This window comes from Paracoccus jiaweipingae (assembly GCF_044335505.1).
GTDB lineage: Bacteria > Pseudomonadota > Alphaproteobacteria > Rhodobacterales > Rhodobacteraceae > Paracoccus.
On sequence record NZ_JBISBS010000001.1, the window covers coordinates 579,018 to 593,649 of the forward strand.

General features: G+C 63.9%; 11 protein-coding genes. 9 read left to right on the forward strand and 2 right to left on the reverse strand.

The genetic code is table 11. The features are described 5' to 3' along the window. Positions 1-21: 21 nt before the first annotated feature. The 4 genes from ACFXP9_RS02935 to ACFXP9_RS02950 are packed head-to-tail and all read left to right on the forward strand — an operon-like array spanning position 22 to position 5,254. Positions 22-2,997, forward strand: a complete 2,976-nt coding sequence (locus ACFXP9_RS02935; protein ID WP_397205420.1) for a formate dehydrogenase subunit alpha — start codon at positions 22-24, stop codon at positions 2,995-2,997. A 15-nt stretch (positions 2,998-3,012) separates the two neighbouring features. Continuing rightward, positions 3,013-3,645 carry a formate dehydrogenase FDH3 subunit beta gene (fdh3B, locus tag ACFXP9_RS02940; RefSeq protein WP_397205418.1) on the forward strand — a complete coding sequence of 211 codons (633 nt, stop codon included), beginning with the start codon at positions 3,013-3,015 and terminating at the stop codon, positions 3,643-3,645. Positions 3,646-3,653: 8 nt separating this feature from the next. After that, positions 3,654-5,099 carry a formate dehydrogenase subunit gamma gene (locus ACFXP9_RS02945; protein ID WP_397205416.1) on the forward strand — a complete coding sequence of 482 codons (1,446 nt, stop codon included), beginning with the start codon at positions 3,654-3,656 and terminating at the stop codon, positions 5,097-5,099. A gap of 11 nt (positions 5,100-5,110) precedes the next feature. Continuing rightward, a complete protein-coding gene (locus ACFXP9_RS02950) occupies positions 5,111-5,254 on the forward strand; it encodes a hypothetical protein (RefSeq protein ID WP_397205415.1) in 144 nt (47 codons plus the stop codon). 123 nt (positions 5,255-5,377) lie between these two features. On the opposite strand, the gene ACFXP9_RS02955 is transcribed toward ACFXP9_RS02950, so the two are convergent. Both ACFXP9_RS02955 and ACFXP9_RS02960 read right to left on the reverse strand, forming a co-directional pair. Next, positions 5,378-6,148 (reverse strand): Bax inhibitor-1/YccA family protein, encoded by a 771-nt coding sequence (locus ACFXP9_RS02955; protein WP_397205413.1) that lies wholly within the window; start codon positions 6,146-6,148, stop codon positions 5,378-5,380. A 111-nt stretch (positions 6,149-6,259) separates the two neighbouring features. Then, the gene (locus ACFXP9_RS02960) at positions 6,260-7,240 is read right to left on the reverse strand and encodes an NADPH:quinone oxidoreductase family protein (RefSeq protein ID WP_397205411.1); all 981 of its coding nucleotides are present in this window, start codon (positions 7,238-7,240) and stop codon (positions 6,260-6,262) included. Between the two features lie 166 nt (positions 7,241-7,406). Between ACFXP9_RS02960 and ACFXP9_RS02965 the strand changes: the two genes are divergently transcribed. From ACFXP9_RS02965 to ACFXP9_RS02985, 5 genes are all read left to right on the forward strand, one after another. Beyond that, positions 7,407-7,772: a helix-turn-helix domain-containing protein gene (locus ACFXP9_RS02965; protein WP_397205409.1), complete on the forward strand. Its 366-nt coding sequence runs from the start codon at positions 7,407-7,409 to the stop codon at positions 7,770-7,772. A 102-nt stretch (positions 7,773-7,874) separates the two neighbouring features. Then, positions 7,875-8,693 (forward strand): histidinol-phosphatase, encoded by an 819-nt coding sequence (gene hisN, locus ACFXP9_RS02970; RefSeq protein ID WP_397205407.1) that lies wholly within the window; start codon positions 7,875-7,877, stop codon positions 8,691-8,693. Between the two features lie 58 nt (positions 8,694-8,751). Further along, on the forward strand, positions 8,752-10,137 hold the full coding sequence (mgtE, locus tag ACFXP9_RS02975) for a magnesium transporter (protein WP_397205405.1): 1,386 nt from the start codon (positions 8,752-8,754) through the stop codon (positions 10,135-10,137). After that, positions 10,122-10,664, forward strand: coding sequence for a 5-formyltetrahydrofolate cyclo-ligase (locus ACFXP9_RS02980; RefSeq protein WP_397205403.1), 543 nt, complete (start codon positions 10,122-10,124; stop codon positions 10,662-10,664). The genes mgtE and ACFXP9_RS02980 overlap by 16 nt, the downstream gene beginning before the upstream one ends. Positions 10,665-10,996: 332 nt before the next feature. After that, a complete protein-coding gene (locus ACFXP9_RS02985; RefSeq protein ID WP_397205401.1) occupies positions 10,997-14,629 on the forward strand; it encodes a vitamin B12-dependent ribonucleotide reductase in 3,633 nt (1,210 codons plus the stop codon). The last annotated feature ends 3 nt before the right edge of the window (positions 14,630-14,632 follow it).

Genomic DNA, 14,632 nt, shown 5'->3' on the forward strand with positions numbered 1-14,632 from the left:
GCGACAGCAAGGAAACCGATCATGCTGAAGAAAAAGACCAATGGCGCCCCGCGCGCCGCCAACCGTCCCGCGCTGCTGGCCGCGGTGTCGGACCGCCAAGTCGATCGCCGGGCTTTCCTGCGTGGTTCCGGTCTGGCGGTGGGGGGCTTGGCCGGGTTCGCGGGCATGGGCGGCATGGTCACGCAGGCCCGCGCCGACGCGGCGGCCAGCGTCGGGCAGATCAAGACCGTCAAATCGGTCTGCACCCATTGTTCCGTCGGCTGCACCGTGCTGGCCGAGGTTCAGGACGGGGTCTGGATCGGTCAGGAACCGGCCTATGACAGCCCGTTCAACATGGGCAGCCATTGTGCCAAGGGCGCATCGGTGCGCGAACACGCCCATGGCGAGCGGCGGCTGAAATACCCGATGAAAAAGGAAGGCGGCGTCTGGAAGCGCAAAAGCTGGGACGAGGCCATCACCGAAATCAGCGACCGGATGCTGAAAATCCGCGAAGAAAGCGGCCCCGACAGCGTCTATTGGCTGGGCTCGGCCAAGCACAGCAATGAACAGGCCTATCTGTTCCGCAAATTCGCCGCCTATTGGGGCACCAATAACGTCGACCATCAGGCCCGGATCTGCCATTCGACCACGGTGTCGGGGGTGGCCAATACCTGGGGCTATGGCGCGATGACCAACAGCTTTAACGACATGCACAGGTCGAAAAGCTTTATCATCATCGGCGGCAACCCGGCCGAGGCGCACCCGGTCTCGCTTCAGCACCTGCTGAAGGGCAAAGAGGAAAACCACGCCCCGCTGATCGTCTGCGACCCGCGCTTTACCCGCACCGCCGCCCATGCCGATGAATATGTCCGCTTCCGCCCCGGCACCGATGTGGCGCTGGTCTGGGGGATCTTGTGGCACATTTTCGAAAACGGCTGGGAGGACAAGGACTATATCCGCACCCGCGTGTTCGGCATGGACGAGGTCCGCGCCGAGGTCGCCCGCTGGACCCCTGCCGAGGTCGAGCGCGTGACTGGCGTGCCCGGCGCACAGCTGGAACATGTGGCCCGCACGCTGGCGCATAACAAGCCCGGCACGCTGATCTGGTGCATGGGCGGCACCCAGCACCATAACGGCAACAACAACACCCGCGCCTATTGCATCCTGCAACTGGCGCTGGGGAATATCGGCGTTGCCGGGGGCGGCACCAATATTTTCCGCGGCCATGACAATGTGCAGGGCGCCACCGATGTGGGCGTGTTGTCGCATGACCTGCCGGGCTATTACGGGCTGACGCCGGGCGCGTGGTCGCATTGGTCGCGCGTCTGGGGCGAGGATCTGGACTGGCTGAAATCGCGCTTTGTCACCATCAGGGGCGATGACGGGCAGGACAAGCCGCTGATGAACGAAAACGGTATTCCCGTCAGCCGCTGGATTGACGGCGTGCTGGAGGATGCGGCCAATATCGACCAGCCCGAAAACGTCCGCTGCATGGTGCTGTGGGGTCACGCCCCGAACAGCCAGACGCGGATGACCGAAATGAAAACCGCCATGGAAAAGCTGGATATGCTGGTCGTTGTCGACCCTTATCCGACGGTGTCGGCGGTGCTGCATGACCGCAGCGACGATGTCTGGCTGTTGCCTGCGGCGACCCAGTTTGAATGCCATGGCTCGGTCACGGCGTCCAACCGCTCGATCCAGTGGCGCGATCAGGTGGTGGCGCCGCTGTTCGAGGCCAAGATGGACCACGAAATCATCAAACTGTTCGCGGATAAATTCGGCTTCAGCGACCGGCTGCTGCGCAATATCCGGGTCGAGGGCGACATCCCGGTGATCGAGGATATCACCCGCGAATTCAACCGTGGCATGTGGACCATCGGCTATACCGGCCAGTCGCCCGAACGGCTGAAGGCGCATATGGCCAATCAGCACACATTCGACCGCACCACCCTGCGCGCCGTGGGCGGGCCGTGCGATGGCGAATATTACGGTCTGCCATGGCCCTGCTGGGGCACGCCCGAGATGAAGCACCCCGGCACCCCGAACCTTTACGATATGTCGCTGCCGGTGTCGCAGGGCGGGCTGACCTTCCGGGCGCGTTTTGGCGTGGAATACGAAGGTCAGAACCTGTTGGCCGAAGGGGTGTATTCGAAGAATTCCGAGCTTAAGGACGGCTATCCCGAATTCACCTATGAAATGCTGGTTCAGCTTGGCTGGGACCGCGAACTGACCCCGCGCGAACGCTATTGGATCGCCCATGTGGCGGGCATCGAAGGGTTCGAGCGCAACTGGGAAGAGGTGGGCGAGGCCGAGGGCATGGCCTATCCGTCCGATTTCAACGCCCGTGCCAGCGCGATCAACTGGAAAACCGACCTGTCGGGCGGCATTCAGCGGGTGGCGATCGCGCATGAATGCGCCCCCTTCGGCAATGCCAAGGCGCGCTGCATCGTCTGGACCTTCCCCGACCCGATCCCCATCCACCGGGAGCCGCTGTATACCGACCGCCGCGATCTGGTGGCCGATTACCCGACCTATACCGACCGCAAGATGTATCGCCTGCCGACCCTGTATCAGTCGATTCAGGTCAGGGATTTCAGCAAGGATTTCCCGATCATCCTGACCTCGGGCCGGTTGGTCGAATACGAGGGCGGCGGCGACGAAACCCGGTCCAACCCCTGGCTGGCCGAGTTGCAGCAGGAAATGTTCGTCGAGATCAACCCCCGCGATGCCGGCGATCTGGGCATCCGCGATGGCGGTCAGGTCTGGGTCGAAGGCCCCGAGGGGGGCAAGGTCCGGGTCAAGGCAATGGTCACCGAACGCGTCGGCAAGGGCGTGGCCTTCATGCCCTTCCATTTCGGCGGCTTCTATCAGGGGCAGGATCTGCGCGACAAATACCCCAAGGGCGCCGACCCCATCGTGCTGGGGGAATCGACCAATACCGCACAGACCTATGGCTATGATTCCGTGACCCAGATGCAGGAAACCAAAGCCACCCTGTGCAAGATCAGCGCCGCGTAAGAAGGAGGTATCATCATGGCCCGCGTCAAGTTCCTGTGTGATGCCGACCGCTGCATCGAATGCAATGCCTGCATCACCGCGTGCAAAAACGAACACGAGGTTCCCTGGGGCATCAACCGCCGCCGCACCATCACCATTGGCGATGGCAAGCCGGGGGAACGCACCATTTCGGTCGCCTGTATGCATTGTTCGGACGCGCCCTGCATGGCGGTGTGCCCGGTGGATTGTTTCTATCAGACGCCCGACGGGATTGTGCTGCATGACAAGGATCTGTGCATCGGCTGCGGCTATTGCTTTTACGCCTGTCCTTTCGGCGCGCCGCAATATCCGCAGGCCGGCAATTTCGGCAGCCGGGGCAAGATGGACAAATGCACCTTCTGCGCCGGTGGTCCCGAAGAAACCAATTCGCAGGCCGAGTTCGAGAAATACGGCCGCAACCGCATTGCGGAAGGCAAGCTGCCGATCTGTGCGGAAATGTGTTCCACCAAGGCGCTGCTGGCCGGCGATGGCGACATGGTGTCCGAAATTTACCGCGAACGGGTGATCGCGCGCGGATTTGGTCAGGGTGCATGGGGCTGGGATCAGGCCTATAAGGATGCCAGCGGCACCGGCACCGCCAGCTATGCCACGCAGGCGCAAACCCAATGAGGCCGGTCATGCGACAGATGCTGACAGCGGCCCTGATGGTCGGGCTTGGCGGGGCGGCGCTGGCGCAGGACGCGCATCCGCCGCTGCCCATGCCCGATGCGGGGCCGGTCGCGCAGGCGCCGTCATCCTCGGTCCGGCTGGATCAGGCGGGCGAAGTGCTGGTCCCCGCCGCGCCGCATTCCGCGCCCGCCGCTGCGGGGGCGATGCCGGGGCGGGTGATCTCGGCCACGGGCAGCTCGGGTCCGGTGGGGGGGTATGGCGCGGATGCGCTGGCCTCGTCCTCGGTGCGGCTGGATGACGGGGCCAGCGCGTTTCAGGGCGCGCCGACCCGCGATCAGGTCAGGGGCCGCGCCGATGCGGTTCACGGCAGCAATCTGGATCTGGTCAGACAGATCCTGTTTGGTGCCAATATCGTGCCGCGTCAGGCCGGGCCGGGACCGGTCGACCCGATGGGACGGGCCAGCAATGCCGACCCCTGGCGGGCGATCCGCATGGGCGATGAGGATCTGCGCATCTCGGCCCGTGGTCCGCAGGCGCAGGCGGTGATTCAGACCAGCGGCATGGAATGGCTGGCCTTCCGCAAGGGACCGCTGGCGCATTGGGGCGGCTGGCTGTTGCTGGGGACGCTGGCGCTGCTGGCGGTGTTTTACCTGATCCGCGGCAAGATCAGGATCGACGGCGGCAAAGCGGGCACCACCATCCAGCGCTTCGATTTCATCGAACGCTTCAGCCACTGGCTGATGGCCGGGTCGTTCCTGCTGCTGGCCGTGACCGGCCTGTTCCAGCTGTTCGGGCGGCTGTTCATTCTGCCGCTGATCGGCGGGGCGTCTTTTGACCGCATCTATGTGCCGATGTCGGCGGCGGGGAAATGGGTCCATAACAATGTGTCATGGGCCTTCATGATCGGTCTGGTGCTGACCTTTGTGATGTGGGTGGCCCATAACATCCCCAACCGGCTGGACTGGCAGTGGATCAGGCAGGCCGGGGGGCTGTTCAGCAAGAACCTGCATCCGCCCGCGCGCAAGTTCAATGCCGGGCAAAAGCTGATCTTCTGGTCGGTGGTGCTGCTGGGGGCGTCGGTCTCGGCCTCCGGGCTGGAGCTGCTGTTCCCGATGCAGCTGCATATCTTTGGCCACACCTTCGATTTCCTGAACGCCACCGGCCTGCCGCAGCTTCTGGGTCTGGGCGAATTGCCCGGCACCGCGATGCCGTGGCAGCAGGAAATGCAACTGGCGCAGGCGTGGCACGCCATCGTGGCGATGCTGTTCATGGCGATCATTCTGGCCCATATCTATATCGGCTCGGTCGGGATGGAAGGCGCCTTTGACGCCATGGGCAGCGGTCAGGTCGATGAACAATGGGCGCGCGAACACCACAGCCTGTGGTATCAGGACGCCAAGGACGCCGAGGCCCAGGCCCACCACCCCGATGCGCATCGCGCACCAGCCGAATAAAGGGGACCGGAATGAACGCCATGTACAGCGCCTTTATCGCCATTGCCGTGTTTGCCGTTGCGGCGTGGTTGGGGCTGCATCAACTGCCCCTGACCACGGCCGATGTCACATCGGCCCCGGACTCGGTCAGGCTGGACCCGCCCGCCAGCCATTAATGCCCGGCATATCAGTCAGTATCAGGCCCCGCCTTGGCGGGGTCTTTTTCTTTGCCACGCCTGCCGCATATGAAAAAGGGCCGGGGAAAACCCGGCCCTTCTGGTGTCTGCCTGGTCCGCGGATCAGTCGCGGTTGCCCATGAATTGCAGCAGGAACATGAACAGGTTCAGGAAGTCCAGATACAGCTTCAGCGCGCCCATGATGGCCGATTTGCCAAGGAAGTCGCTGTCCGAATGCGCCAGTTGCAGATAGGTGTTCTTGATGCTTTGCGTGTCATAGGCGGTCAGCCCGGCAAAGATCAGCACACCGATCACCGAAATGGCGAATTGCATGGCGCTGGATTGCAGGAAGATATTCACGATCGAGGCCACGATCAGCCCGATCAGACCCATCATCAGGAAGGTGCCCAGACCCGACAGGTCGCGTTTGGTGGTGTAACCATACAGCGACAGACCGGCAAAAGCGATGGCCGTCACCAGGAAGGTCTGCACGATCGAGAAGGAGGTATAGGCCGCAAAGATCCAGCTGATGGAAATGCCCATCAGCGCCGCAAAGCCGTAAAACAGCAGGGTCGCACCCTGAACCGACAGCCGGTTCAGCGCCGCGCCAAAGGCAAACACCACCAGCAGCGGCGCAAACATCACCACCCATTTCAGCGGCGACAGATACAGCGTCTTGCCGAATTCGGTCAGATAGTGGCCATTGCCAAGCGCATAGGGCGTCGGGTCCGCCGACAGCGCCAGGGTCGAGATCCCCCAGGCGGCCAGCGCGGTCACCAGCATCCCCACGGCCATCAGACCGTAAACCTTGTTCATATAGGCGCGCAGGCCCATGTCGATCTCGGCCTGACGGGCGGATGTGCCCGTGCGCGGGATCGTGTTGAAGTCAGCCATCAAAGCCTCCCCGTTAAGTGGTCGTTACCGGCCCCGGACAGGGCGTTCCGGGCAGATATCGGCAGGGCAGAGGGCATTTTCAATGCTGTTCCCGCCGATATAACAGGTTTTTTATAGGGTAATGACCACCTTGCCGGTGCTGCGCCGCTGCGCCAGCGCGTCATACCCCTCGGTCAGGCGGTCCAGCGGCAGGACAAGGCCGCTATGCGGGCGCAGCTTGCCCTGCGCATATAAATCAAACAGCTCGGTCAGGCTGTCGCGCAGCAGCGCCGGGTCAAGGTCGCGATAGCCGCCAAGGTAAAAGCCGTGAATGGCGATATTCTTGACCAGCGCATGGTTCAGGGGCAGGGCCGGGGGCGTGCCGCCCGCAAAGCCGATAACCAGAAACCGCCCGCCCCGCCGCAACGCGCCAAAGGCCGCCAGCCCCGGCGCATCGCCCACCGGGTCATAAACCACGTCGATGCCGCCCGCGTCCCGCAGCGCGGCTTTCAGGTCGGGGGTGGTGTCGCTGTCGATCACATCGGTCGCGCCGGCCTGCCGGGCCAGCGCGCATTTATCGGCGCCCCGCGCCACTGCGATGACCTGCGCCCCCAGCGCCGCGCCGATTTCCACTGCCGTCAGCCCAACACCACCCGCCGCGCCAAGCACCGCCAGCCGGTCACCGGCGCGCAGCCCGCCGCGCCGGGTCAGCGCCATGTGGCTGGTGCCATAAGCGACCTGAAACCCGGCCCCATCCGCGAAAGACATCGAATCGGGCATGGGGATGCAGTGGTCCTGCGCAAACACCGCCTGTTGCGCCAGCGTGCCGCGCGACCAGACGCTGACACGAGTGCCGGGGGTCAGCTGACAACCGGGGCCTGCGGCCTCGACAATGCCGGCGCCCTCGATTCCGGGGATGAACGGATAGGGCGGCGTTTCCTGATATCGCCCCTCGCGCATCAGCAGATCCGCGAAATTCAGCGCCGCCGCCTGCATCCGCACCCGGACCTGCCCTGCGCCGGGCTTCGGGGGCGGGGCATCGGCGGGCGCGGTCTGTAACAGCGGGCCTTGGCCGGGGGCGGGAATCAGGGCATTCTGCATCTGGTCGGTCATCCTGGCTGCGTGTCAGGGGTGTTGGCGGCGAAGGTTTCGCAATTCGGACCGCTTGTCCAGTTCCAGACCTGTCTTTTTAGCTAGGTTTTGAGCAATTAACCCTCTCTGTGCTCGCAAGGCGAATGGAACTGGTTTATACGACCTTTGATTGTATGAGGGGGTGGCTATGACCCATGTTGTCGATATTCATGTCGGAAAGCGGATCCGGCACAGACGCTGGCTGATCGGGATGACCCAACAGCAACTTGCTGAAAAGGTCGGGATCAAGTTCCAGCAGATTCAGAAATACGAAACCGGGATGAACCGGGTTTCGGCCTCGCGTCTGTGGGATATTGCCCACGCGATGGAGGTGCCGGTCAGCTTTTTCTTCGATGGCATCGAAGAGGTCCCGGCCACCACAGCGGCACCCGACCACGACATTCTGGCCGATAAAGAGGCGCTGCAACTGGTCCGGGCCTATTACGCCATGCCCGAAAGCCAGCGTCGCCAGATCTTTGAACTGGCCCGCGTGCTGTCCTCGGACGCCGCCTGAGGCTGCACCCGGCCTGCCCCGGCGCCGTCCGGCTGCCGCGGGTGCTGGCCTTGCGCCCGTATCCGGTCTATGACCGCGGGTAAATGGTCATCGGGGGCAGGCATGATCTCAGCCGCTGAACTGCTTGATATCCGCCGCACGGCCCATGCCCTGGCGGATGCGGCCCGCGCACAGGCGCTGGCCCTGTTCCGCACACCGGGGCTGGGGGCCGATAACAAGGCCGCCGCCGGGTTCGACCCGGTCACCGCCGCCGACCGCGCGGCCGAGGCCGCGATGCGCCGCATCCTTTCACAGCACCGCCCCGATGACGCCATCTTGGGCGAGGAATACGGCCCGCAGGACGGGCGATCCGGTCTGCGCTGGGTGCTGGACCCGATCGACGGCACCCGCGCCTTTATCAGCGGCGCCCCCACATGGGGTGTCCTGATCGCGCTGGAGGATGGCACCGGCCCGGTCTATGGCCTGATCGACCAGCCCTATATCGGGGAACGGTTCGAGGGCGGGCCGGGTCTGGCCGAACTGTCCGGACCGCATGGCACCCGCGCGCTGGCCACCCGCGCCACGGCGGATCTGGCGCAGGCCACGCTGATGACCACCTTTCCCGAAATCGGCACCCGGGCCGAGGCCAGCGCCTTTGGCCGGGTGCGCGACCGGGTGCGGCTGACGCGTTATGGGCTGGACTGTTATGCCTATGCGCTGTTGGCGATGGGGCATGTCGATCTGGTGATCGAGGCCGGGCTGCAACCCTATGACATCTGTGCCCCGATCGCGGTCATCCGCGCCGCCGGGGGGGTGGTGACCGACTGGCAGGGCGGCCCGGCGCATGGCGGCGGGCAGGTGCTGGCGGCGGCGAACCCGGCGCTTCACGCACAGGCGCTGGCACTGTTGCAAAACCCGGGACCGGGCGGGCAAATTGGTTGAAAAGCGCGCGGTTAGCGCCTAAACAACGCCGGTAACGCCCGCAGTCAGGGGACCGCCGATGACCGACGACAGCCAGCGCCGCGACCCCGAGGCCGAGGACGATTTCACCCATTCCCCCGAGGTATTCGACCAGATCGTCGAGGCCATCGACGACAAGGACCAGCCAGCGCTGGACGAATTGCTGGAACCGATGCATCCGGCGGATATTGCCGATGTCATCGAACAGCTTTCGGCCTCGGACCGGCGCGAATTCCTGACCCTCTATTCCGGCGAGATCGACGGCGAGATCCTGTCCGAGATCGACGAATCCATCCGCGAAGAGGTTCTGGACCAGCTGCCCCCCGAGGTGGTGGCCGAGGCCGTCCGCGAAATGGACAGCGACGATGTCGTCGACCTGATCGAGGATCTGGAACAGCCCGAACAGGACGCGATTCTGGCGGCGCTGGACGAATCGGACCGTGTCGCGGTGCGCCAGTCGCTGACCTATCCCGAATATTCCGCCGGCCGCCTGATGCAGTCCGAGGTCGTGGTCGCCCCCGAACACTGGAATGTGGGCGAAACCATCGACTTTCTGCGGTCCGAGGACTGGCTGCCCGAACAGTTCTATCACGTCATTCTGGTCGATCCGCGCCAGCACCCGGTGGGCTATGTGACGCTTGGCAAGCTGCTGGCATCGCCGCGCTCGGCCCGGTTGCGCGACCTGACCGAGGACAGTTTCCGCACCATCCATGTCGCGCAGGACGAAGGCGACGTGGCCTTTGCATTCAACAAATACCACCTGATTTCGGCGCCGGTGGTCGATGATCACGACCGTCTGGTCGGGGTGATTACCATCGACGACGCCATGTCGGTTCTGGACGAGGAACACGAAGAAGATATCCTGCGTCTGGCCGGTGTCGGCGAGGATTCCAGCATCTCGGACACGGTGCTGGAAACGGTGCGCCAGCGTCTGCCATGGCTGGTGGTCAATCTGGGGACGGCAATTCTGGCCTCGATGGTGATCGCGCTGTTCGAAGGCACGATCAGCCAGCTGGTCGCGCTGGCGGTGCTGATGCCGATCGTGGCCTCGATGGGGGGCAATGCGGGCACGCAGACGCTGACCGTGGCGGTGCGCGGGCTGGCGACCAAAAGCCTGACCTCCAGCAATGTCTGGCGGATCGTCCGGCGCGAAGGGATCGTCGGCCTGATCAATGGCGCGGCCTTTGCGCTGGTGATGGGGGCGGTCGCCTGGTTCTGGTTCGAAGGGGTGTCGCTGGGGGCGGTAATCGCGGTGGCGATGGTGGTGAACCTGTTCATCGCCGCGCTGGCGGGCATCCTGATCCCGCTGGGGCTGGACAAGGTGGGGGCCGACCCGGCGCTGGCATCGGGAACATTCGTGACCACGGTGACCGATGTGGTCGGGTTCTTTGCCTTTCTGGGGCTGGCGTCATGGATGCTGCTGTAAAACAGGCGCTGCGCCGGCAGGCGGCGCAGGCCCGGCAGGCGCGGGGCGATCAGGCGGCGGCGACGGCGCGGCTGGCCGGGGTTTTGCAGGCCTATCGCGGGCTGGTGCTGGCCGGATACTGGCCAATGGGCGACGAAATCGACCCGCGCCCGGCCATGGCCACGCATCGCGGGCCGGTCTGCCTGCCGGTGGTGGCGGGCAAGGGGCAGCCGCTGATCTTTCGGCGCTGGCGCCCCGGCGACGCGCTGGAGGCCGGCAGTTTCGGCACCAGCCACCCGCGTCCTAACGCCCCGCAACTGCGCCCGCAGGTGCTGATCGTGCCGATGCTGGCCTTTGACGATCAGGGCAACCGTCTGGGTTATGGCGGCGGGTTTTACGATCGCACGCTGATGCGTCTGCACCGACAGCAGCCGGTGACCGCCATCGGCTTTGCCTGGGGGGTTCAGCAATTCCCCGCCGTCCCATCGGGGCAGCACGATGTCGAGATGGACATCATCGTCACCGATTCGGGTCTGTGGCGATTCTGAAGCTGCCCGGTTAATCAGAAGTTCAGGTTTGGTTTTTCATCCTGCGGTTGCTGCGGCCCTGCCGCGCCTGCGACAAATTATTTCCGCCCGGCCCGGTGCGGATCTGCGAATCATCAGATAGTCGCGCTAACCCCCCAGATTACCTGCGCGAACCCGCCCCGCGCCGCACAAGGGGCTGTGGCGGGCGCTGGCATCGGAACGCTGTCAAGAAAACTCTCTGCTTGCCGGGGCGGGATTCTGGCGTCAGCTTGTAGGGCATTGGGAAAAAAACACCACATATAGACGACCCGGCCACACGTCGCGGCAACGGGGGACAGCACAGGGGGATGGCTATGCGGATCGAACGGCGTTTCACCACCGTCGCGGGCGGCGCCTATGACGAGGTCGCCTTTACCACCACCAGCAGCGAGATCCGCAACCCGGACGGCACCGTGGTGTTTTCCAACAGCTCGGTCGAGGTGCCAAAGGGCTGGTCGCAGGTCGCCAGCGATGTCATCGCACAGAAATATTTCCGCAAGGCCGGTGTCCCGGCGGCCCTGAAACGGGTCAGGGAAAAGGGCGTGCCAGAGTTTCTGTGGCGGTCGGTGCCGGATGAAAAATCCATGGCCGGCCTGCCCGAAGATGCCCGTTATGGCGGCGAAACCAGTGCCCGTCAGGTGTTTGACCGTCTGGCCGGGGCATGGGCCTATTGGGGCTGGAAAGGCGGGTATTTCAGCACTGAAAACGACGCCCGCGCCTATTACGACGAAATGCGCTTTATGCTGGCCCGCCAGATGGCCGCGCCCAACAGCCCGCAATGGTTCAACACCGGCCTGCATTGGGCCTATGGCATTGACGGGCCGGGGCAGGGGCATTTCTATGTCGATTATCAGTCGGGCAAGCTGGTCCGCTCGGACAGCGCCTATGAACACCCCCAGCCCCATGCCTGTTTCATCCAGTCGGTGCGCGACGATCTGGTCAATGAAGGCGGCATCATGGACCTGTGGGTCCGCGAGGCGCGGCTGTTCAAATATGGCAGCGGCACCGGCACCAATTTTTCCAGCCTTCGCGGCGAGGGCGAGCGCCTGTCAGGCGGCGGCAAATCCAGCGGCCTGATGGGGTTTCTGAAGATCGGGGACCGCGCGGCGGGGGCGATCAAATCGGGCGGCACCACGCGCCGCGCCGCCAAGATGGTGATCTGTGACATGGATCATCCCGATATCGAGCAGTTCATCAACTGGAAGGTGATCGAGGAACAAAAGGTCGCCAGCCTTGTCGCCGGGTCCAAGATGCACGAGGCCCGCCTGAACGAGGTCTTTGCCGCCATTCGCGGCTGGGACGGCGATATGGCCGATGCGACCGACCCGGCCAGCAACCCGGCGCTGAAAACCGCCATCCGCGCGGCGAAAAAGGCGATGATCCCCGAAACCTATGTCAACCGGGTGCTGCAATATGCGCGGCAGGGTTTCGACAGTATCGAATTCCCGACCTATGACACCGACTGGGACAGCGAGGCTTATGTCAGCGTCTCGGGTCAGAACAGCAATAATTCGGTGCGGGTGACGGATGCGTTCCTGCGCGCCGTGCGCGACGATGCGCCATGGGAATTGCTGCGGCGCACCGATGGCGGCGTGGCCAAAACCATCAGCGCGCGCGACTTGTGGGACCAGATCGGCCATGCCGCATGGGCCTGTGCCGACCCCGGCATTCAGTTCCACGACACCGTGAACGCCTGGCATACCTGCCCAAAGGACGGGGCCATCCGCGGGTCCAACCCGTGCAGCGAATATATGTTTCTGGACGACACGGCCTGTAACCTGGCCTCGATGAACCTGCTGACTTTTTTGCAGGACGGGCGCTTTGATGCGGGCGGGTACATCCATGCCACGCGGCTGTGGACGCTGACGCTGGAAATCAGCGTGCTGATGGCGCAATTCCCCAGCAAGGAAATCGCGCAGCGCAGCTTTGACTATCGCACGCTGGGTCTGGGTTACGCCAATATTGGCGGGCTTTTGATGAATATGGGCCTGGGTTACGATTCCGCGCCGGGGCGGGCGCTGTGCGGGGCGCTTAGCGCGCTGATGACCGGCGTCGCCTATGCCACCAGCGCCGAAATGGCCGGCGAGCAGGGCGCTTTCGCCGGCTATCGCCGCAATGCCGACCACATGCTGCGGGTGATCCGCAACCACCGCGCCGCCGCCCATGGCAGTGGTGCCTATGACGGGGTGAACGTCGCCCCGGTGGCGCTGGACGCCGCCAATTGCCCCGACCCCATGCTGGTCGATCTGGCCCGCAAGGCCTGGGACGAGGCGCTGACCCTTGGCGAGGAACACGGCTTTCGCAACGCCCAGACCACCGTCATCGCCCCGACCGGCACCATCGGTCTGGTGATGGATTGCGACACCACCGGGATCGAGCCGGATTTCGCGCTGGTCAAGTTCAAGAAGCTGGCAGGCGGCGGTTATTTCAAGATCATCAACCGGTCCGTGCCCGCCGCGCTGGAAAAGCTGGGTTACGGTTCCGCGCAGATCGAGGAAATCATCGCCTATGCCGTCGGTCATGCCAGCCTTGGCAATTGCCCGGCCATCAATCACACCAGCCTGACCGGCCACGGATTTGGCCCGCGCGAGCTGGAAAAGCTGGACGCCGCGCTGGCCAGCGCCTTTGACATCCGCTTCGTCTTTAACCAATGGACCCTGGGCGAGGCCTTTTGCCGCGAAACCCTTGGCATCCCGGCGCAGAAGCTGAACGATCCGTCCTTTGACCTGCTGCGCCATCTGGGCTTTACCCGCGCCCAGATCGAGGCCGCCAATGACCATGTCTGCGGCACCATGACGCTTGAGGGCGCACCGCATCTGGACCCGGCCCATTACGCCGTGTTCGACTGTGCCAATGCCTGCGGGAAAAAGGGCAAACGCTATCTGTCGGTCGAGGCCCATATCCGCATGATGGCTGCTGCGCAGTCCTTTATCAGCGGCGCCATTTCCAAGACCATCAACATGCCCAATTCCGCCAGCATCGCTGACGCGCTGGCCGCTTACGAACTGTCATGGTCGCTGGGGATCAAGGCCAATGCGCTGTATCGCGACGGCAGCAAGCTGTCGCAACCGCTGGCCAGCGCGCTGGTCGAGGATGATGACGAGGCCGCCGACCTGCTGGAAACCGGCAGCCCGCAGGAAAAAGCCGCCGTGATTGCCGAAAAGGTGGTCGAAAAGATCATCGTCAGGGAAATGGTCCGCAGCCACCGCGAAAAGCTGCCCGGCCGGCGCAAGGGCTATACCCAGAAGGCGGTCGTGGGCGGGCACAAGGTCTATCTGCGCACCGGCGAATATGACGACGGCACCCTTGGCGAAATCTTTATCGACATGCACAAGGAAGGTGCCGGTTTCCGCGCGATGATGAATAATTTCGCCATCGCGGTGTCGGTTGGCCTGCAATACGGGGTGCCGCTGGACGAATTTGTCGACGCCTTCACCTTCACCCGCTTTGAACCGGCGGGCATGGTTCAGGGCAATGACAGCATCAAGAACGCGACCTCGATCCTTGACTATGTGTTCCGTGAACTGGCGGTCAGCTATCTGGACCGCACCGACCTTGCGCATGTCAAACCGCAGGGCGCGCGTTTCGACGATATGGGCGGTGGCGAGGCCGAGGGCCAGCCGCAACTGGTCCCGGTCTCCGAAGAAAAATCGCGCAGCATCGAGATGCTGAAACAGATCAGCAGCACCGGCTATCTGCGCAAGCGCCTGCCGCAGGATCTGATGGTGCTGCAAACCAGCACTTCGGCCCGCGCGCTGGACAGCCACGGCGAACAGGCGGTGGCGGTCGATACCAGCACCGTGGCTGTCGGCATGGATGCGCGCGCACAGGCCCGGATGCAGGGATACGAGGGCGACCCCTGCGGCGAATGCGGCAATTACACGCTGGTGCGCAACGGCACCTGCATGAAGTGCAATACCTGCGGCGCGACCAGCGGTTGCAGTTAAGAC